At 66.9% G+C, this 17,518-nt stretch carries 18 protein-coding genes and 1 pseudogene; 5 read left to right on the top strand and 14 right to left on the bottom strand.

Features of this window, described 5'->3' with window-relative positions; translation table 11 throughout:
• Positions 1 to 2 precede the first annotated feature (2 nt).
• The 12 genes from MOQ72_RS26955 to MOQ72_RS26900 form a co-directional block, all read right to left on the bottom strand.
• On the bottom strand, positions 3 to 1,526 hold the full coding sequence (locus MOQ72_RS26955) for a putative type IV secretion/conjugal transfer ATPase (protein ID WP_242188470.1): 1,524 nt from the start codon (positions 1,524 to 1,526) through the stop codon (positions 3 to 5).
• The gene (locus tag MOQ72_RS26950) at positions 1,523 to 3,031 is read right to left on the bottom strand and encodes an SCO6880 family protein (protein WP_242188469.1); all 1,509 of its coding nucleotides are present in this window, start codon (positions 3,029 to 3,031) and stop codon (positions 1,523 to 1,525) included. Before MOQ72_RS26950 ends, MOQ72_RS26955 begins: the two co-directional genes overlap by 4 nt.
• On the bottom strand, positions 3,028 to 4,401 hold the full coding sequence (locus tag MOQ72_RS26945) for a hypothetical protein (protein WP_242188468.1): 1,374 nt from the start codon (positions 4,399 to 4,401) through the stop codon (positions 3,028 to 3,030). The genes MOQ72_RS26950 and MOQ72_RS26945 overlap by 4 nt, the downstream gene beginning before the upstream one ends.
• Positions 4,398 to 5,222, bottom strand: coding sequence for a hypothetical protein (locus tag MOQ72_RS26940; protein WP_242188467.1), 825 nt, complete (start codon positions 5,220 to 5,222; stop codon positions 4,398 to 4,400). The genes MOQ72_RS26945 and MOQ72_RS26940 overlap by 4 nt, the downstream gene beginning before the upstream one ends.
• A gap of 3 nt (positions 5,223 to 5,225) precedes the next feature.
• Positions 5,226 to 5,549 (bottom strand): hypothetical protein, encoded by a 324-nt coding sequence (locus MOQ72_RS26935; RefSeq protein ID WP_242188466.1) that lies wholly within the window; start codon positions 5,547 to 5,549, stop codon positions 5,226 to 5,228.
• Complete coding sequence (locus MOQ72_RS26930) at positions 5,549 to 6,637, bottom strand: hypothetical protein (protein ID WP_242188465.1); 1,089 nt, start codon at positions 6,635 to 6,637, stop codon at positions 5,549 to 5,551. The genes MOQ72_RS26935 and MOQ72_RS26930 overlap by 1 nt, the downstream gene beginning before the upstream one ends.
• Positions 6,638 to 6,651: 14 nt before the next feature.
• Complete coding sequence (locus MOQ72_RS26925; protein ID WP_242188464.1) at positions 6,652 to 7,098, bottom strand: thioesterase, FlK family; 447 nt, start codon at positions 7,096 to 7,098, stop codon at positions 6,652 to 6,654.
• Positions 7,095 to 7,322: a hypothetical protein gene (locus MOQ72_RS26920; protein WP_242188463.1), complete on the bottom strand. Its 228-nt coding sequence runs from the start codon at positions 7,320 to 7,322 to the stop codon at positions 7,095 to 7,097. Before MOQ72_RS26920 ends, MOQ72_RS26925 begins: the two co-directional genes overlap by 4 nt.
• Positions 7,323 to 7,481: 159 nt before the next feature.
• Positions 7,482 to 7,859 (bottom strand): hypothetical protein, encoded by a 378-nt coding sequence (locus MOQ72_RS26915; RefSeq protein ID WP_242188462.1) that lies wholly within the window; start codon positions 7,857 to 7,859, stop codon positions 7,482 to 7,484.
• Between the two features lie 189 nt (positions 7,860 to 8,048).
• Positions 8,049 to 8,378 carry a hypothetical protein gene (locus MOQ72_RS26910; RefSeq protein ID WP_242188461.1) on the bottom strand — a complete coding sequence of 110 codons (330 nt, stop codon included), beginning with the start codon at positions 8,376 to 8,378 and terminating at the stop codon, positions 8,049 to 8,051.
• Between the two features lie 161 nt (positions 8,379 to 8,539).
• The gene (locus MOQ72_RS26905) at positions 8,540 to 8,839 is read right to left on the bottom strand and encodes a hypothetical protein (protein ID WP_242188460.1); all 300 of its coding nucleotides are present in this window, start codon (positions 8,837 to 8,839) and stop codon (positions 8,540 to 8,542) included.
• Between the two features lie 163 nt (positions 8,840 to 9,002).
• Complete coding sequence (locus tag MOQ72_RS26900; protein ID WP_242188459.1) at positions 9,003 to 9,227, bottom strand: hypothetical protein; 225 nt, start codon at positions 9,225 to 9,227, stop codon at positions 9,003 to 9,005.
• A 280-nt stretch (positions 9,228 to 9,507) separates the two neighbouring features.
• Between MOQ72_RS26900 and MOQ72_RS26895 the strand changes: the two genes are divergently transcribed.
• Together MOQ72_RS26895 and MOQ72_RS44670 are read left to right on the top strand one after the other, a co-directional pair.
• The gene (locus MOQ72_RS26895; protein ID WP_308197966.1) at positions 9,508 to 10,887 is read left to right on the top strand and encodes a helix-turn-helix domain-containing protein; all 1,380 of its coding nucleotides are present in this window, start codon (positions 9,508 to 9,510) and stop codon (positions 10,885 to 10,887) included.
• Positions 10,888 to 10,939: 52 nt separating this feature from the next.
• Positions 10,940 to 11,074, top strand: coding sequence for a hypothetical protein (locus MOQ72_RS44670; protein ID WP_277954762.1), 135 nt, complete (start codon positions 10,940 to 10,942; stop codon positions 11,072 to 11,074).
• Positions 11,075 to 11,498: 424 nt separating this feature from the next.
• On the opposite strand, the gene MOQ72_RS26890 is transcribed toward MOQ72_RS44670, so the two are convergent.
• Positions 11,499 to 12,206 carry a DUF3800 domain-containing protein gene (locus tag MOQ72_RS26890; RefSeq protein ID WP_242188457.1) on the bottom strand — a complete coding sequence of 236 codons (708 nt, stop codon included), beginning with the start codon at positions 12,204 to 12,206 and terminating at the stop codon, positions 11,499 to 11,501.
• A gap of 539 nt (positions 12,207 to 12,745) precedes the next feature.
• On the bottom strand, positions 12,746 to 12,937 hold the full coding sequence (locus MOQ72_RS26880) for a hypothetical protein (protein WP_242188456.1): 192 nt from the start codon (positions 12,935 to 12,937) through the stop codon (positions 12,746 to 12,748).
• 1,918 nt (positions 12,938 to 14,855) lie between these two features.
• On the opposite strand from MOQ72_RS26880, the gene MOQ72_RS26875 reads away from it, so the two are divergent.
• The 3 genes and pseudogenes from MOQ72_RS26875 to MOQ72_RS26865 all read left to right on the top strand — a co-directional run.
• On the top strand, positions 14,856 to 15,980 hold the full coding sequence (locus MOQ72_RS26875; protein WP_242188455.1) for a tryptophan dimethylallyltransferase family protein: 1,125 nt from the start codon (positions 14,856 to 14,858) through the stop codon (positions 15,978 to 15,980).
• Between the two features lie 4 nt (positions 15,981 to 15,984).
• Positions 15,985 to 17,370, top strand: coding sequence for a tryptophanase (locus tag MOQ72_RS26870; protein ID WP_242188454.1), 1,386 nt, complete (start codon positions 15,985 to 15,987; stop codon positions 17,368 to 17,370).
• Positions 17,371 to 17,394: 24 nt separating this feature from the next.
• Positions 17,395 to 17,518: pseudogene (locus MOQ72_RS26865) on the top strand (isopentenyl-diphosphate Delta-isomerase); the annotation flags it as partial.

Raw genomic sequence — 17,518 nt, 5'->3', positions numbered from 1 at the left:
GCTCACCCGCGCCCCGGCGTCCCCGACCGCAGTTGGGCGTTGGTGTCGAATACCCGCCGCTCGGTCGGTGACAGCACGGTCTGCACCTTGATGCCGCGGTGGTTCTCGATCTTCCACAGCGCGCGGCCTTTGCGTTCGTTGGCCCAGCCGAGCGTGACGTCCTCTTCGGCGTCGGTGAGCGCGAGCTCGTCGGCGAGCTCGGAGGCGATACGGGTTGACTGCCCCAGAAGCACCCGCGTGCTGCACAGCGCCAGCAGGTCCTTGGTGATCGCCACTTCCTGCGACCCGGCAGCACCGGAGGCGAGAAAGTCCGAGGGCTTGTGGGCGACGAGGATCGGGATTTTCTGCTCGGCGCGGGACAGTCGCAGCTCGGCGTCGATGGCCGCGACCGCGCGCGGGCCCAGCCGCAGCGGGCGCCATACCTCATCGCGCACGACGATGCGGATTTCACCGGCGGGGCGGAGGTCGGTGGCGGCCGCCGCCCACGACCCCAGACAGGTCAAGGCGACGGCGATGGCTTGATCGCCCCGGGATTCGCGGATCCGGGACAGGTCCATGCTCTGGATCGGGGCGTTCCAGTCGACCGCGACGGTGGTGGGCCCGTCGAAGAGCCCGGCCAGGGGGCCGACGATCAGGTTGCCCAGAGCGTCGGTGATCGACCGGAAGTGATCGAGGAACTGGCCACGGCTGCCAAACCGCATCTCCCGCACCAGAGTGGGGGCGGGATCGGCCAGTTCGGCGTGGACGTCCACGATGGTGGTGGGGCGCAGCCGGGTGGTGCCGTCGGTGGCGCCGACCAGCTGCCGCAGCACCTGCGAGAGCACGGCCTCGTCGGTCACCGTGCAGCGGTGGCCTTGGGCTTCGGCCAACGCGCTCAGGAGCGTGACCCACCGGCCGAGCAGCCCGTCGAGTTCCTCGCGTTGGCGGGTCACCGTCCAGGATTCCCAGTGCGAGGACAGCGGTCCCAGATCCAAGGCGTTGATGCGCGTCTGTCGGCTGCGGCCGAGCTCGATGGGCTCGTACCCTAAAGCCCGTACCAGCGGCGAGTATTCGCCTTTGACGTCACCAGAAATCAGTGTGCGCACACCGAAAACCATCATGCGCAGCAAAAACGCCGCCACAGTGCTACTTTTGCCGGTTCCCGGCTCGCCGAAGACGATCAGATTCGGGTTGGTGCACCAGTTGCGCAGCACGAGTTCGATGGGGTGGAAGTGGAACGCGCCGCCGGAGAGCGGGTCGTATCCCATGCGGGCGCCGACGGCGGGCATGGGCTCGCTGGCCAGCAGGGGAAACAGCCCGCCGATGTCGGCGGTGCTGGCCTGATACACCGCCAGCGGTGCCTCGACCGGTGCCCACCCCGCGCCGCGCTCGGCGCGGCCGCACCGGGGAGCGCGGGGCTGGTTCAGCCGCTCCCGTCGTTCCTGCCGGGCGCGCTGCTGCGGCTGCGGTGACGATGGTGGAGACGTGGGGGAGGCGCCGAAGGTTGCGAGCAGGTCCTGGGTGCTGCGCTGATGACGGGTGCTCACAGCATGCCTCCCCGCTGGCGCGGCAGGCCCAGCCCGACCGGCAGGCACGCGGCGACGAAACCGCTGTCGTGCGCCAGATCCAGCCGCAGCAGGCGGAACTGTCCGGCCGCGTCGTTTTCCAGACGGGCGGCGTGATCGTCGACGGGCCAGTGACTGGGCACGGTCACCGCTGCGGCGACGGTGTAGCGCACGATCGCATGTCCGGCGGCGACCGCGCGTTCGGCGGTGTGCGCACCCGCGGCTTGGCGCTCATCCGCAGCTGTGGAGGCGAACCCTCGACCGCGTTTGACATCGCGGAGCACGTTGGCGCGGTACCGGTTGCTCTGCACCACCCGCGCGGCGCGCGCGGCATCGAGGACTTCGTAGTGCACCGCGAGGCTGCGGCGTTCGCCCGCGGTTCTGACCGCCAGCAGCGGTGAGAGCGCGCCGAAGCCGATCGTGTCGGGCATGAGCACGGTGTAGGCGACGCTGCTGTACGCGTCGTGGGTATAGCGGGTCATCGACGGTGATGGCGTTTGCGTGGGCCCGGCCGCCGCCATCGGCAGTCCGTGCGTGCCGGGCTGCGTCAGCCGCGTGGTGCGCAGCACCCCGCTGTCGTGCGGGGCGAACCCGGTACGCAGAGCTTCGGCGAGCTGCGAGCCGCCCAGCCACTGCACCGTCGGTGCGCCGAGCGCCTTCAGCGGCTCTTCCAGTCCTTCGAGGACCCGGTAGAGCACGTAGCCGCGTCCGGCCACGCCACCTCCGGCGGCCGCCGCGGGCTTGCGCAGCTTGTCCTCCGGGCCGGAGACGGTCACGAACACGTCGTGGCGCACCGCGGAGTTGGCCAGGACGCGGTCGAGTTCGGCGGTGGCCTGCCGCGCGAGCGGCGGTGCGGTGGGCGACTCGTGCTGGCAGCGCCATACCTGGTGGTCGCTGCCGTCGTCCGGGACGGTGCGCACCATCAGGGTCAGACGGTCGACGGCCTCTCGATGGCCCAGTGACACCAGCAGGTTCCCCAGCCGGGATGCCAACCGTGCGCACTCTTCGGTGGAGAGCATCCCGACGCCGGTATGCGTCAGCCGTGCCGTGGCTCCCCACCGTGCGTCCACGGTGTCGTGGATCAAGCACACCCGCCCGCGATCCCGCATGGGCGGGCCGTCCGGCAGCGCCAGGCGCTGCAGCACCCCGGGGAGATCCGGCTCGTGAGGATCGACGGGCTGCCCGGCGGCGGCCCGGGATTGCCACCGTGACCAACCGGTGGCCACCCCGAACTGGTAGCGCAGCCAGTGCCCCAACCAACGCAGCGCGGGCCGTCCGCGCACGGGCACCACGATGAGGCAGGTCACCACGATCCACAGCACTGCCAGCACAGCCGCGTGCCGGAACTGGCCTGCCGACAGCGTGACCAACACCGGCACCGCCAGCGCCAGCACGCCCATCGCCTGACCCGGCCGCAGCCCCAGGACCCAGCCGGTCCGTTCGGCCTGGCCCAGTCCCCGATACACCCGTCGTGTCGTGGCCGTCATAGCGCTACCGCCGCCGCCGCTTCCTCGGCTTCGACAGCGGCCCCGCCGCTACCACCACCTCCTGGCCCAGGTCCGCTCCCGCCGGACCCTGGGCCGCCCCCTCCACCGGGCCCGTCGTCATCCGGGGATGGCGGAGGAGGCGGGGGATCTATCCCGCCGTGGTCTCCGCCGGAGTCGTCATCGCCGCCGGAACTGCCGTACGGGTCGTCGTCGACGTCGTCGGCGCTGAAGCCGCGGTCGTTGTCACCACCCGCGGACTCGGCGACGTCGTCGAAGCGCTGGCCTGTCGCCGTTTCCTGAGCGCCGCCGCCACCTCCTCCGGCCGAGTCACCGCCGGGCAGCGGCATGCCGTCGCCGAAGGTGGGCACCCCGAGCGAGGACACCGCGTGGCGCAGACCGGCGCCGCTGTCGGTGTTGGGGTCGACGAAGACCAGCAACTTGAACAGCACCAACGGGCACAGCACGGAGATCGGCAGCACGATCACGCCCGCCAGCAGCCCGGACAGTCCCTGGGCCTCGGCGACGGTCGAGACACCGATGACCACCACGAGCGACACCCCAGGTTTCACGGTGATCAGCGCGATTCCCCATCTCAGGGATGTCCAGTACCAGCGTGCGGTCGCGCCGGCGAGGAGCCCGGCTGCGCTGATCGGGATCGTGGCGACGAGCACATAAATCGCGGCCTCACGAAACACCATCTCCAGGAACAGGCAGATTCCTGCTGGGAGCAGAAGAAACAGTCCCAACAGGCCGAGCAGGACCTTGGTGACGTCGGAGGTGCTGTCGGCCCAGTCGAAGAAGAATTGGCCGCCGTCGTTGGTGACTGCGTCGGTGAAGGTTGGGGCCTGTAGTCCGGTGGTGAGGATGGCGTAGCTGAGTCCGTCGGCGGCCACCAACAACGCGGCCACCATGCCGACGGTGATCGCCAGAGCGATGCCGTATTGCACGGGCCCGATGACCAAGCGCAGGAAGCCTTTCCCGCCGCGCACGGCCGTCAACGCCAACTGCCAGAAAAACAGGCCCAACGCGAGCGCACCGGAGATCCACACCATCATCGGCCACAAGGCACCGACCGGGCCCGAATCTGTGCTCACGGTGAAGATGGAGAAACGGTCGGCGAACAGGAACGCTTCCCGCAGGACCGCCAGCGCGGCCGACCACAGGCTCTGCATCGCGGAGTCGAACGCCGAGGCCGCCCAGTCCCCCACGGTGGTGCCGACCTCACGGCCGATCTGCTCGTCCAGGGACGGGCCCGGCGGCTCCAGCGGCGGTAAGGGCTGCCAGGGGATCTCCACCCCTGGCGGGAGGGGCCGTATCCCCGGCGGGAGGGGGTCGTTCGACGGCGGAACCTGCGTGCCCAGCCGACTCATCGCCGCACCAGCTCCCGATACCCGGCGTCCACGGCCGCGTCGCTGCCCGGCCACGCCGAGGGCGCGTCCGCGGGCAACGGCCCGGGGCTGATGCGCCAGGTCGTCCCGTCCCAGCGCAGCGCCTGGCAGTCGCCCACCCCGCGCTGGATCGTCTGCCCCTTGACCTCGACGGTCCACTGCCCGAGCACACAGGCCACCACGTAGCGCCCGGAGTCCGTGGCGCCCTTGACCTGGCCGTGCGTGATGTCGTACGAGGAGGTCATCTCGGGCACCGGTCCCGCGCTGGGGAACGCTGCCGCGGAGCGGAATGCCGTCAGGAGCCGGTGCAGCCTGGTCTGCTCAGGTGCAGGCGCGCCGGGCAGCGACACTCCGCGGTAGACGCGGGCGTAGGTCGCCGGGTCCGCATCGTCCATGCCCGCAGTGGACAGTTCAGCCAGTTTCGCGACCGCTGCCTGGGTTGTGCCCGGATACCCATCCGGCAAGGCCGGATTGTCCCGCTGGGGAGCGGGAATGGTCATTCGCAGCTGTTCCCGGGTGCTCAGCGGCTGTGGCTGCGCCGCTTCCGGGGGCAACGCCAGCATCGGTTCGGTGGCCACACGCGCCTGTCCGGCGAGGTCCCACAGTTCCTGCGTTGGCGGGGACGAGGGCCGTGGCGGTGCACTCGCCGGGGGATGGGTGGGTGGCTGCGGAGGGGGCGGCGGTGGGGTGCCGGAGGGCATCAGCGCGATCGCGGCCGCGGCGGTCAGCAGTGCGCCCAGAGCGAATGCGATCAGATGGACCACGGCGCGTCGGCGTGACGGGGTGCGATCGGAAAGTGGCACGGCTCAGCCCTCCGCGAACCAGTTGATGACCTGGGGGCCGACGGCGTAGGCGATCCCACCCGCTACCGAAACGAGCATCATGATCGTTCCGACCCTTCCGGCGCGGTGATGATCAACCCAACGTCCACCTGCCCAGACCGCGAGACCGGCGAAAAACCCCATCAGCAGCGCGATCCCAGAGATAAACTTGGCGATACCGACGGTGTCGAGCAGCTTCTCGGCGCCGGGAGGCACATGGGAATCCACGTTGTCCGGAATTCCCGGCGGAATCGTCGGCGTTGGTGTTTGCGCGAGCACAATGGACGCCCACTCGGCGAGGGTGTGCATCATGCAGTCCCCCCAGCGCTTGTCGGTCGTGGCGCGTCAGCGCGCCGGGGCGACCGGGTGGCGGTGTTGAGCACGCCCCAGCGGCGCAGGAGCGGCGTCACTGCTGCCCGCAGCCCGGCCGGTGTGGGGGTGTCGGTGATCCCGCTCCGGGCGAGGTCGCGGTCCCACGGCAGGAACACCGCGTCCTCGACCAGTGCGGCCAGGCGGCGCCCGGCTACCCCCGCGACGCCCGCTGGCCACCTGCGGTCTCCGGTGACCACCAGCTGCGCGGGTGCTACGGCGACCCCTGCGGCGACCCAGTGCTCCAGCCGCGCGAGGACCTGTTCGGCGGCCGTCACCGACGGGCGGGTCGCGCGGCACACCAGCAGCGGCCGGGGCGACGGTGTGCCGTGCCGCAACCACTGCCCCGCGCCGGTCAGCGGATGGGCGGCCAGCCGCCACGAGTCATGGGCGAGGTCGATCACGGTGACCTGCGAGGGCCCAAACGGCGATTGCCAGCACGGTGGCGGAGGCACCATGCCGGGGGCCAGCACGGGCAACGAGGTCTCGACCCGCGCCACCACCACCGGGCCTCGCCACGAGAACCGCAGTCGCACGGCAGGATCTGGCCCAGCGGTCACCGGTCCCTCGGTGCTGGTGGCCATGGCCAGTCCCGATCGGACGGGATCGGCGGTGTCGGCCAGCATGGTGCGCCATCCCGCCTGCGCCACCGCATCGGCGACCACCGCCGCGACCACCGACGCACCCGCGCCGGACGAGGCGGCTACTACCGGGATGAGGCTGCCGAAGTCGTCGTGCCAGGCAACGGGGGAGGTGCTGTCGGGGGGAAGGCCCTGGCGCTGCACCTGTGCGGCGCTGTGGCCGACGGCGGCGGCGACGCGTTCTCCCGACTCCAGCGGCGTTTCCTCCGGTTGACGGCGGAGGTGGGTGGTGTGGACGGCGTGGGTGAGCATGCCCGCGTCGACCGCGGCGGCTACATCCGCAGCGGGAAGGTGATGCCAGGCCCGGCGCGCCTGCACCGCCAACCGGCGCTCGTACCCGCCGAGGTCCTGGCGCATCACCGCGCCCGACATGGTGGTCTGTCCCATCGTGACCAGCGCCCTCACCGTGTCGGGGCCAGGACCGCGGTCGGCAACCGCCGCAGAAACCTGCTTCGTGGCTGCACCCGAAGCCGGTGCTGGATGACCGCCGCGGGTCTGCTCAGACGGGGCATGGCGACCTCGGTGCGCCACCGCACATCCCAGGTCTGTTCGTCACGGGCGACGAGATCGGTCGCGATCGTGGTGATGTCGAGGGAGTCGCCCTCCACCGAGGGCGCGAGGTGGCGGAACTCGAAATGCCAGCCGACCGTGGTGTCGTCCTCATCGCGGAACGGAGCAAGAACTCGCCAGGAAGCGTCCTCGCACATCGCCAGCAGGAGCCCGGACGCCAGAACCGGTTCTCCGTGCTGTTCCAGTTGGCTGCCATGCAGGATCCACGGCACCGTCAGCTCCTGCGGCACTTCGTAGCGGTAGGAGTGCGGTTGTCCAAGAGGAAGACCCGGTCTCATGCCGTGTCACCCCGCGTCGCGCGAGCGGGCAGCCGCGCCTCCCACATGCCGGTGTCGTCCTGGAGAACACCGCGGCCGAGGAGCATGCGCTGCAGGCCGTCGGTCAGAGGCGCGAACCCGACGAAGGCAGGCTTGCGCCCATCGCCGTGATCGAGGCCGACGTGCGCCCAATGGCCCTCGTCGTTCCAGCGCACGACGACCTCGTCGGCGTTGTCGATGTACATCGGGACTCCTTCCCGGAAATCCCCGGCCAGGCGTGGGGAGAGGAGGAGGGGGCACACCTCTCCCCACGCCTCCCTGCAACGGCGGCCCGCGCCTTTCGGCGCAACGCATCGCCGTGTGGAGGGCCGGGAAAACCCAATGGACTGCTCACTCGGCGGCCATCAGCGGCCGTTGACCCAGTCGGTGCAGATGACGTGATTCGATGAGCCGCCCCCGGCGTCCACGCCGACGTTGATGCAGGCCCGGTACGGGCCGTCGTAGGCGTGGTAGCTCTCCGCGTGCCCGAACCAGGACTCCGCGTCGGCCTTGGCGGTGAACAGGTCAGCCCAGCCGAGGAAGTCCACCTGGTGTTCGATCCACGGCACCTCGTCCTGCGAGGACGACGCGACGACAGCGTTGCGGGCGTCGTCGTAGGAGACCGACACCCAGCCCCGGCTGGTTTCCACCTCGTCGTAGGTGGCTGCCGAAGCAACCCCGCCAGCGGCGACCAGGGCCACGGCTGCGAAACCCACCACCGCGCCGATGTTCTTCGCCTTCACCTTCTGCCTTCCTTCCGACAATGGACACACAGGTCCTGCGTTTCGAATACACGAATTACTGATGATGCGGTCCGCATCGGAATGAACTCCCGAGCGGTTATTTCCCCGCTATTCCGGTGAAATGAAGTGGAGTTTCGTTTTCTCCCGAGAGGATGAGCGACTCCGCCGTGTCGAACAGCGCCGGTTTTCTCAGAGGAAGGGCAGGTTGATGTCGACGTTCATGTCGTCGATGTAGAAGTACTCGGGCGCGCCGAGGTAGCCGTACGCGCGGTCCTCGAACACCGCGGTGCCACCGCTGATGCGTGCGGACGGGTCGAGGTAGAAGTTGGAGTACCACCGGTCGTCACCGATCTTCAGGCGCATCCCGTCTCGCAAGGGCTTGTTGCAGTTGCTCAGCTTCGCGGTCATCCGGTATTCGTCCGGGCCGGTCTTCACGTTCGTGTACTTGACGGAGCAGCTGATGTCGCCGCCCTGCGTGCGGACGGTGCCGTCAGAAGCCGAGGCTGCACCGGCGCCCATCAGAAGCGATCCCGCCGTTGCCGCCGTCAGTGCCCCAATCGAGGCGAGGCGAACCAACGTGTGCGATTTCTCCATGACAACTCGTTTCAACCAGGACGGAAATCCGTCATTGACGTGCGAACAAAGTGCGAAGTTGTGGCGAAAGGTGGCCCGCCGAGGTCTCACGGGCACGCTGTCGGCATGTACTGGAGCCGGAGCAGTCCGCCGGCGGTCCATCCCGTGATTTTCGTGCGGTTGTTGGAGTGGAGAATCCAGTACCCGTTGCTGGTCCAGGTCGAGCAGAGTGCCGTCACTCCATCGCCGCGGTTTCCCTGGCCTGCAATGGCTCCATTGATCGGCGTCAACCGGATGTTGATGCTCGTTCCGTTGTAGTCGCCACCGATAGCCGCGGGAGAGACGCTTTCAGCGGTGGCCGCACCAGGCAACCCCACCACGAGCGCGGCACCCACAATAGCGGTCACGATGCTCTTCTTAATCAATTGCCGCCTGCCTTTTCTGAATGCCAGAAGTGTCGGGGCCGTAACTGGCCCCTCATGGCGTGCGAATAGAGTGCGCAGTACACCCGAAGGTGACCTGCCCCCCGACCGGCTCTAACGCCGGGAACGCAGCTCTGCTGCTGTGTGATCACTTGGAATGACGTCCCGTGCTGGGCCAGAGGACCACCTCGTCAGTGCCGTTGGAACGCCACCGAACCCCCATGTGCGCGGGCACCGCCGCCAGAAGCTCGGCGCCGGTAACGGCGACGTACTCCTCTGTCTCATCCGGCTGCGTGGAATAGGCGCACACCCATTCCTTCTCGTCTCGGTTCTCGGTAATGAGATCTCCCGAGGAAGACTTCTCGACATACACGAGACAGTCCGTAAACGGAGTGCTTTCGCGTCGCCTCAGCCAGCTCACCCGGTCCCCCTCCCCATTTCGGGCTTTCACGATTCGACCGTTCCTGTGATCGGTCTGACTGTGTTGCGGCACCAACACTGCGCGACCCGGGCCGCCTGTGGAAGGGATTCCGAATTGACGGAACTTGACTCACATTGACGCTGTTTGTCAAGAAAGCACAGAGCGTGGCCCGCGCACAAAAGAACGGGTGTTTGTTTCAGACGTTATCCCGTCAATCCTGCGGTGACCGAGCATGATGTACGGGTGCCACTCGGAGTTGACTGAAACAGTCAACTCCTCACGGGCTACCCCGCTGGCCAGCGGTGGGGCATTGTCAAAACTGGTCAAGCGGGCTCCGCGCAGTGCGCGGAGCAGGGGGAGGAGAACAATGAACGTCTCATTGGGGGAAGTCGTACACCGACACCGTCGCCTGCGGGGATGGACGTTGGCGCAGCTTGCAACTCGTGTGTCCTACAGCGAGTCGATGATCTGCAAAGTCGAGAAGGGCACACGCACTCCAGACCTGGCCTTGGCGAAGGCATTGGACGAGGTCCTGGAGACCGGCGGAGTCATCGCCCGAACGATCGCCGCCGGCCGCGCCAGCACGCCCGTCATTCCGGCGCAGCTGCCGCCTCCGCCTCCGGATCTGTATGGCCGAGCTCGGGAACTGCATCAGCTCACCGAGTTTTCCGCGGCGAAGCGGTCGCCGGTGGTCGTCCTCGAAGGCATGGCAGGCGCGGGGAAAACGGCTCTGGGTGTGCACTGGGCCCACCAGCACGCCGCGTCGTATCCCGACGGCGTGTTCTACGCACCGTTGCACGGCCACACTGGCCGTGCTCCTGCCGAACCTGGCGATGTCCTCGCAGGCTTGCTCAGTGACCTCGGTGCAAAGGAGATTCCCGCCACCGTCGATGGCCGCGCACGGCTGTGGCGCAGTCTCACCCACTCCGCGCGGATTCTGCTGATCCTCGACGATGCCGACAGCACCGAGCAGGTGGCGCCGCTGTTATGCGGAGGCTCTGGAAGCGTGGTGCTGATCACCAGTCGTCGACGGTTGAGCGAACGGACGATTCGCGCCGCCGCCTCTCGTATTCCGGTGCCGCCGCTGTCCAGGGACACGGCAGCACGCATGCTCGCGGACCTCATCCACGCCGGACCTGACGACCATGCCACGCTCGGTGCGATCGCCGAGGGCTGCTCGGGCTTGCCGGTGGCCCTGCGTGCGGCCGTCGAGGTCATCCGTGATCACCCCGGGCGCGCGCTCATGGAGTTGGCCGCGCACCTCAGCGGTCCGCGTCACCTGCACGTGCTCAATACCGCCACCGCCCGCGACCAGGACAGCGGGATCTTTCGGATGGTGGAGACATCCGTGCGTCGGCTGAATCCGCTGGCCGCCCGTGTGCTCCAGGTCCTCGGTGCCCGTGACATCGACGTCGTCACTGCTGATGACGTTGCCGACCAGCTCGGTATCAGTACCAGCGATGCGGAGGAAGCGCTCGTGGGTCTGTTGGGTGAGAACTTGGTGCTCGCGCGGCCCGATGGCTGCCACTGCCCGCGGCTGGTTCGAAGCGTCGCGCGGTCGCTGAACGCCACGTCCGAGGCAGGCGATTCGACTTTGCGCATCGCGTCGTAAACGTGCCCATCAGCAGAGAGTTCATGCAGGTCAATCACCAGCGGATGGCCCGTTGATCTTTCTCGCGACGTTCGTCGACGGACTGCTGCACGGTCCGAGTCTCACGTTCGGCGCCACCCAACCGGTCCACGGCGATCCGCCCACCGTTGTGTCCGCCGCCCACGTGATCCAGCGATCGGCTTTCTGACAGCTGATCATGCGGGTGAAACGTGTTCGGATGCGAGGTCGCCTTCGAGCTCGGCGAGGCGGTGTTCGACGACCTTCGTGGTGTTCCGCAGAGTCGTGTCGGTGTCGATGAGCTGCTGGTGTGGTGTCGATGAGCTCGTTGATCCAGTAGCAGGACTGATTACTTAAAGTGAACATGGGGTGTTGTATGGGTGAGCTGTTCGTAGATCGTCAGCTATCTGACCAGGTTGTCAGCACTCTTCGGTCGCGGGACCATCACCCCCGGCTCTGGCCAGAACGTAACGTGTGAGCGAAGCCACCGACGTTGAGCCGTGGTGGTTTGCTGGCAGATATCGGGCGCCTTTGCTAGCCTGATGCCAGTGGGCAACCACTGACCCGCCTTAGACCCCGCCGAGTGCGGGGTCTTCGTGCGTCTGGCCCTGGTATCAGGGCTGCCAGACGTGGACGTTGTGCACGACCCCGTCCAGATGCCCCCACAGCAGGTCATTCACTCGAATCTCTCGTGGGTCGGCGACGTCGGCTCGTTTCGTTGCGCGGCGGTGATACAAGAAAGCTAGAAGATCAGCGGCCTGGACGAGACGGCTGGATCGCGACGGCGCGAAGTGCAAAGTATCAACGATCCGTGTAATTTTGCGGGCCTTCCATCCGCCAGTTCCCGTGGCGCGGTAGGAGCCGAGATCAGCGCGGTATTCGCCCTGCTGATCGCGCTGGCCCGGTTCGTCGGCGATCACCAATGCGAGTAGTCCACGGCGGCTGGCGTACTCGTCGATGCGTTCCAGAATCCACGACATCAACATCGAATGAGGATCCCGTGATCGCAGTCGACTGGTCGGATGAATGCCTTCGATCACGACCTGGACCTGGTGCTGGGAGATCGCGACGAGTGCCTGGTCATAGACGTTGATGCGCGCGCGAGGCATCTTCGCCAGTGGCAGCCAGTCCCGTCGACCCTGCAGGATGTCGTAGCCATGGAGTTCCGCCGACGTGCTGACTCCGGCGAAACTCTCCGCGGCGCGCAGCACAACGGCATCCAGCGCCGCTTCCAGACTGAGCGCTTGGTCTTCTGGGCAGATCATGGCCGCGATGTAGTAATGATCCCGCGTAAAGCTTTCGTCGAGGTAGCACAGCAGCACGAACGCAGAGGTTACTGGCAGGCACTGCGCCGAATAGTCACCGCCGCCACCACATCGCCGACGCGGCTACCGCCGGTCCTCGCGGTCAATACCTCGGGGCAGGCGACCTGCTCGGTCTCCATCGACGGCGCGGACTGGGGCGGAGCGTGGCAGGCCCACCTGCTCGCGCCCGCCCCGGCCGCACGGTATCCCGCCGGTCTAAGCGGCCGATCAGCATGTTCTGCCCTCTGGCCCGACTCCACCGGCGGGAAGCTCTCCAAGGACCCTCGGGCACTTCACCGTCGCATCCAGCTGATCCTAAACACGCACGTAAGCCCTGCGGCGGCCACCTGTCCTCGTCACCGCGACGGACTGAATGGGAAGCGCGGCCATCCCCGATCAAGCACAGCACGATCATGAACACCTGATGGCTGGTGTAGATGAACCGGTCCAGCAGGGACTCGGCCACGACGCGGTTGGGGAACAAGGGACCAGTCGGCGACCGGTGAGCGATTCGAGGTCAGGATTAGCGAGCGGTCGGCGGCGCAGCGCGGTCTCCTTCAGCTCGGCTCGGCGTGCTCGTCTTCACCAGGCGCGTCGGTCTCGTCGGCGGCCGTGGCCCAGGAGCGCACGGCCGCGCGGAGCGCGTGCAACGCGTCCCGCTGGCCCCGATCTAGGCTGCGCGGGAGGCTCAGGTCGACGATGTCGGTGCGCAGGTCCTGGTGCAGTTGGTACTGGGTAAAGGCCCGCATCTGATCTCCGCGACGGCGGCCGGTGTAGCGGTAGAGCGTTCTTATACAGTCCGGCGAGGTCTCCTCCAGGCGGCGGGAATCTGGCGGAGGCGGGCAGGGCGCCGTACTCGTCGATCGCCCCGGTCTCGACTGCGGGGTACGCAGTGGGCTGCTCGGCGTTGGCGTCGGACTCCTGATCGGGGCCCGGTCTAGCGGCGCCCACGCAGTCACCGTCTACAGTGGAGTCCGAAACCACGGGGTTCCTTCAATGAAGGGCCCCGCCTTTTGTCCGTCGTCTACAGGCGTTACGAAGTCTCGGAATCTGGTGGCCAAGGCTGAAGGGCTGCCCTTGCCCGCGCCGGGAAACCGGCGCGTGTCCTATCCGCTGAACGGGGTCGCGGATCGCGTGGCTCCACGGAGGCGCACGGCGCTTTCCGGCGCCCACAGCTCGGCAACCAGGCGGCCCCGGCCGTTGCGGTTGCTCAGCTCGACGTCGTGGAGATGGGCCCAGCGGTCGCCCGTGGCTGTGAGATGCCACGCCACCAGTGCAGCGGGCACGACGGCGGCGTTATCGATACCGGCAGCTCGGACCCTCAGCGGGGTACCTCGTCGGACCCCAACCTGTTGCGGCGGAAACACGTGTCGTAGATCCACCCATACCGGCGTCGGTGGAGTGCGCTCCTCGCGTGTCTGCCACCATCCATCAACGTCACTACTGTCGCCCACGTGTTCGATTATGGGACCGGACGTTGTCGAGAACCAGCCGAAGGGTCGACGACGTTGCGCCATCGAGTAGCGGTTGGTCGCAGGCTACGACGGCGGACTTCAGACGGGAAACTGGCTGGCGGGATGGTACGGCCAAGCCGGTCGCCTTCGCCTCGTCGGGTTCTTCGGACATGCGCATCGCGCCTTCGAGTTCGTGGTGGACCTCGCCCGTTCTGCGATGGGTTCAGTCAGATCAGGCGGGCGGGCCGCCGCCTCGGTGGTCAACTTGAGGCTGGACACAGTGCGAACAGAGGCGTCGGGCGTCGGTTCCAGCAAGTGCGGGTTCGGCCCAGTTCAGGCGTTCGAGCACAGCGGCGTAGCGGCAGTCAGAGAACAGGTATGGACCTCGCCGGGCGCGGGCCGTTCGGTGATGATTAGCGCGATACGCTCGGCACGCCGGGGCTGTTCCCGGCGTAGTAGTCCTCCGACCAGTCCACGCCGGCATACCGAAACCGCGGTGGAATCCCCTCTGCAGGTCGTGCTGAACTTCGCGCAGAACCCTGATAAGCCAGCCGGTCACCATCTGGCTGGAACCTCACGCGCTGTTCTTACGGTTTCTTCCGCCACGCATTCCGCCCGGAAACCCATACCACCTACCACGAATCGGCCGAAGAACCTCGTCGGCTGATCTACGCGCGCTTGACTCTCCACACGAGCGCTATTTGTAGGTTTGACCGCGGGTTCGCCAGACGTGCGCACGTTGCACTGTACGAGCTCGGCGGCGCCGTCACTTTCGCGGGGAATGCGATGGGGCGCCCACCGCTGGACGGTTGTGTCCAGTGCTGTCCAGCGGCGGGATCTTCTGCCCGGGTGCTCAGTCCACGATGCTGGCGGTTGTCCACGTCGACTTCGTACTCCCCCTGGAGGTCTCGATGACCGCCGCAGCCGTCCTCATATCAGGGATTTATTGGTAGCAGGACATGGCCGTCAAGTCCTAGATGGGCCTTGGGCAACGAAGAATTCGTTGAAAGTCTTGGTATCTGACTGGCCGATATCCGCCTTTCTGTCGCGAAACGGATGCAGCAGTGACAGTGGCGCGGCTGCGCAAAACTCCACCGCTCACTCCACCGCTCACTCCGCCGTGCGACGCAGAGGTGAACTGCCGCCTTCGCTTCGCAGGCCGGAGCAATTGACGAGAAATTGGGAGCAAACATTGCAGCGCTGGCCAGCACACATGACGCTGGGCGGACACATCGAAACGCAGACCCGCAATCTATGCGCCGGTGTTGGCCTCGACGCCGAAGAGCCGGTCCGATTGCTCGGTGATGTCCTCGGGGCGGCTGGTGCGCGGGCGTTGTCCGAACCGCCTTTGTGGTCATCGGATGTGGCCGACGACGGGGCCCCGGTCGAGTACTCCGTCCAGTTTGACGACGACGGGGGACGGCGCCTCCGGATCCTGGCTGAGACCCTCCCGGAGCATCCCGGCCCGGCCGCTAACCTGCGAGCAGCCCAGGATCTCGTCGACTCGCTGGCCTCGCGCTACGACCTCGCCCTGGACCGACTGCGTGCGGTGCAGGATCTATTTTCCTGCGCCGAACCGCAGGACTGGGCTTGGTGGTTCTCGCTCATCTTCACCGCCGACGGCGGGCCGCAGATCAAGATTTATCTCAACCCCAACATGCGCGGTGCCGCATCGGCGCCGCAGCTGGTGGCCGAGGCGTTCGACCGCCTCGACATGCCCGACGCCTACGCCACGGTCCGCAATGCGTTGCGCCGAGGTGGTCTCGATCGGCTGTCCTTCGTCGCGCTCGACCTGGACCAGAGCTCTCAGGCCAGGGTGAAGGTCTACTTCTCCCAGCACGATGCACGGCCTACCGACGCCGAGGCCGTCGCCTCGGCGGTGCCTGGCATCGAAGTCGGGCAGGTGCGTGCCTTCTGCTCGGTCCTCGCCGGAGACGTGGCCGTGTTCCGCGGCCGCCCGCTGGTCTCCAGCTACTCCTGGGTTAGCGGCGACGGACCGGAACCCAGTAACTACAGCTGCTATTTACCGGTCCGCGATTATGTGCGCGACGATGCCGTCGCCCGCGACCGGGTGCGTAGGCTTTTCCGCCAACGCGGCCTCGATCCGGCGGTGCTGGACAAGGTGATCACTGCGGTCACGGACCGGCCGCTGTCCGCTCACGCGGGCCTGCTAGCGCACGTCTCGCTGCGGCTGAGTCACTACAAGACCGGGACCACGGTGTACCTCTCGTCCGAGGCGCATGGCGGCACACCCCTGCGCGACGTCGATGCCGTAGGTCACCGAACCGGCTGGACGTCGCCACGCCCAGTCGGGCGAGCCGTCATCGGCCAGGAGTAGGCCCATGCCGCAACTTCGGCCCTACGTCGCCGCCGTGGTCCGTCCCATCCCTGTCACGACCCGCGACGAGCGGATCGCTGCACTCGATGACGCCGGACACAACCCGTTCTACATCCCGGCGACCATGGTCTCGATCGACCTGCTCAGCGATTCGGGAACCGGAGCGCTGTCTCAACAGCAGCAGGCATGGGCGGCGCTGGCCGACGAACGCTACGCGTTCGCCGAATCGTTTACGCGTTTCGATCACGCGGTGCGCGAGATTGTTCCCTATCCGTATGTGTTTCCCGTGCATCAAGGGCGGGCCGCTGAACGAGTACTGTGTGGTTCGCTGCTGTCCCGCGGACAAATCTCGGTATCCAACACGCATTTCGACACGACCTCTGCCAACATCGCGTTGCTTGGCTGCTACTCGGTGGATCTACCGTGCCCGGAAGCTGTCGATCTCGATAGCGACCACCCGTTCAAAGGCAACATCGACCTCGACGGGCTGAACACTCTTCTCCGCGGGCCCGACGGGCCCCGCGTGGGCCAGATTCTGATCACCATGACGAATAACGGCATGGGTGGACAACCGGTATCTATGTCCAATTTGGACGCGGTGAGTCAAATCGCTCGTGATCACGGCATCCCACTGATCTTGGATGCCGCGCGGATGGCGGAGAACGCATGGTTGGTGCGACGACGCGAAGCGGGCTATGAGGACTGGACACCCCGCGACATTGCCCGTCGAGCCTTCGAATTCGCCGATGGCTGTGTCGCTAGCCTGAAAAAAGACGGCTTAGGGCATGCGGGCGGTTTTCTCGCGGTCCGCGACGAGTCGCTTGCACAGCAGTGCGAGGCCACCATCACCGCGACCGAGGGGCACCGCACCTACGGTGGGATGGCGGGGCACAGTTTGGAGGTCGTCGCTCAGGGACTGCGGGAAGCGTTCGACCCGCACTATCTCGCCGACCGGGAAACCGACGCCGCGTATCTCGCCGAGCAGATCCACGCTGCGGGAGTGGATACCGTGCGCCCGGCGGGAATGCACGCCGTCTACCTCAACGCCAGCCGCGTGCTGCCGCACCTGCAGCCCCATCATTTCCCCGCGCACGCCTTGGCATGCGCGCTATATCGAGAAGGCGGAATCCGCGCCGCTGAAATGGGCTCGCTGTACCTCGGGGGCCTCGATGAACACAACAACCTGGTGACGCCGGCACCATTTGAACTGGTTCGGTTAGCGTTGCCCCGCCGGGTGTACGACCACAGTCACTTGGAATATATAGGCGAGATTCTTGTCGATATCGCGAAAAACCCGGAGAGGGTTACGGGATATCAAATTGTGGAGGCGCCGCGAATCTTGCGTCACTTCAAGTGCGTCACCGCGCCCCTTGACCAGCACGGAGCGTAGATGAACATGACACGGAGGTACCGCGTGGAACAGGTGGTTCTGCTCGACGAATCCGGTCAGCCGATCGGATTCGAGGACAAGGCGGCCGTGCACCACCAGGACACGCCACTGCACCTCGCCTTCTCCTGTTACGTGTTCAACGACCGAG

This window comes from Saccharopolyspora soli, from assembly GCF_022678645.1.
GTDB lineage: Bacteria > Actinomycetota > Actinomycetes > Mycobacteriales > Pseudonocardiaceae > Saccharopolyspora > Saccharopolyspora soli.
This window is presented reverse-complemented; position numbering and strand designations above follow the sequence as displayed.

What these genes read in the sequence shown, in the direction of transcription:
- MOQ72_RS26895 (WP_308197966.1), top strand. Translation starts at nt 9,508, where the DNA reads ATGATGTACGGGTGCCACTCGGAGTTGACTGAAACAGTCAACTCCTCA.
- MOQ72_RS26950 (WP_242188469.1), bottom strand. Translation starts at nt 3,031, where the DNA reads ATGACGGCCACGACACGACGGGTGTATCGGGGACTGGGCCAGGCCGAA.
- MOQ72_RS26880 (WP_242188456.1), bottom strand. Translation starts at nt 12,937, where the DNA reads ATGCGGGCCTTTACCCAGTACCAACTGCACCAGGACCTGCGCACCGAC.
- MOQ72_RS26910 (WP_242188461.1), bottom strand. Translation starts at nt 8,378, where the DNA reads ATGGGCGCCGGTGCAGCCTCGGCTTCTGACGGCACCGTCCGCACGCAG.
- MOQ72_RS26925 (WP_242188464.1), bottom strand. Translation starts at nt 7,098, where the DNA reads ATGAGACCGGGTCTTCCTCTTGGACAACCGCACTCCTACCGCTACGAA.
- MOQ72_RS26870 (WP_242188454.1), top strand. Translation starts at nt 15,985, where the DNA reads ATGCCGCAACTTCGGCCCTACGTCGCCGCCGTGGTCCGTCCCATCCCT.
- MOQ72_RS26945 (WP_242188468.1), bottom strand. Translation starts at nt 4,401, where the DNA reads ATGAGTCGGCTGGGCACGCAGGTTCCGCCGTCGAACGACCCCCTCCCG.
- MOQ72_RS26920 (WP_242188463.1), bottom strand. Translation starts at nt 7,322, where the DNA reads ATGTACATCGACAACGCCGACGAGGTCGTCGTGCGCTGGAACGACGAG.
- MOQ72_RS26875 (WP_242188455.1), top strand. Translation starts at nt 14,856, where the DNA reads ATGACGCTGGGCGGACACATCGAAACGCAGACCCGCAATCTATGCGCC.
- MOQ72_RS26935 (WP_242188466.1), bottom strand. Translation starts at nt 5,549, where the DNA reads ATGCACACCCTCGCCGAGTGGGCGTCCATTGTGCTCGCGCAAACACCA.
- MOQ72_RS26930 (WP_242188465.1), bottom strand. Translation starts at nt 6,637, where the DNA reads ATGGGACAGACCACCATGTCGGGCGCGGTGATGCGCCAGGACCTCGGC.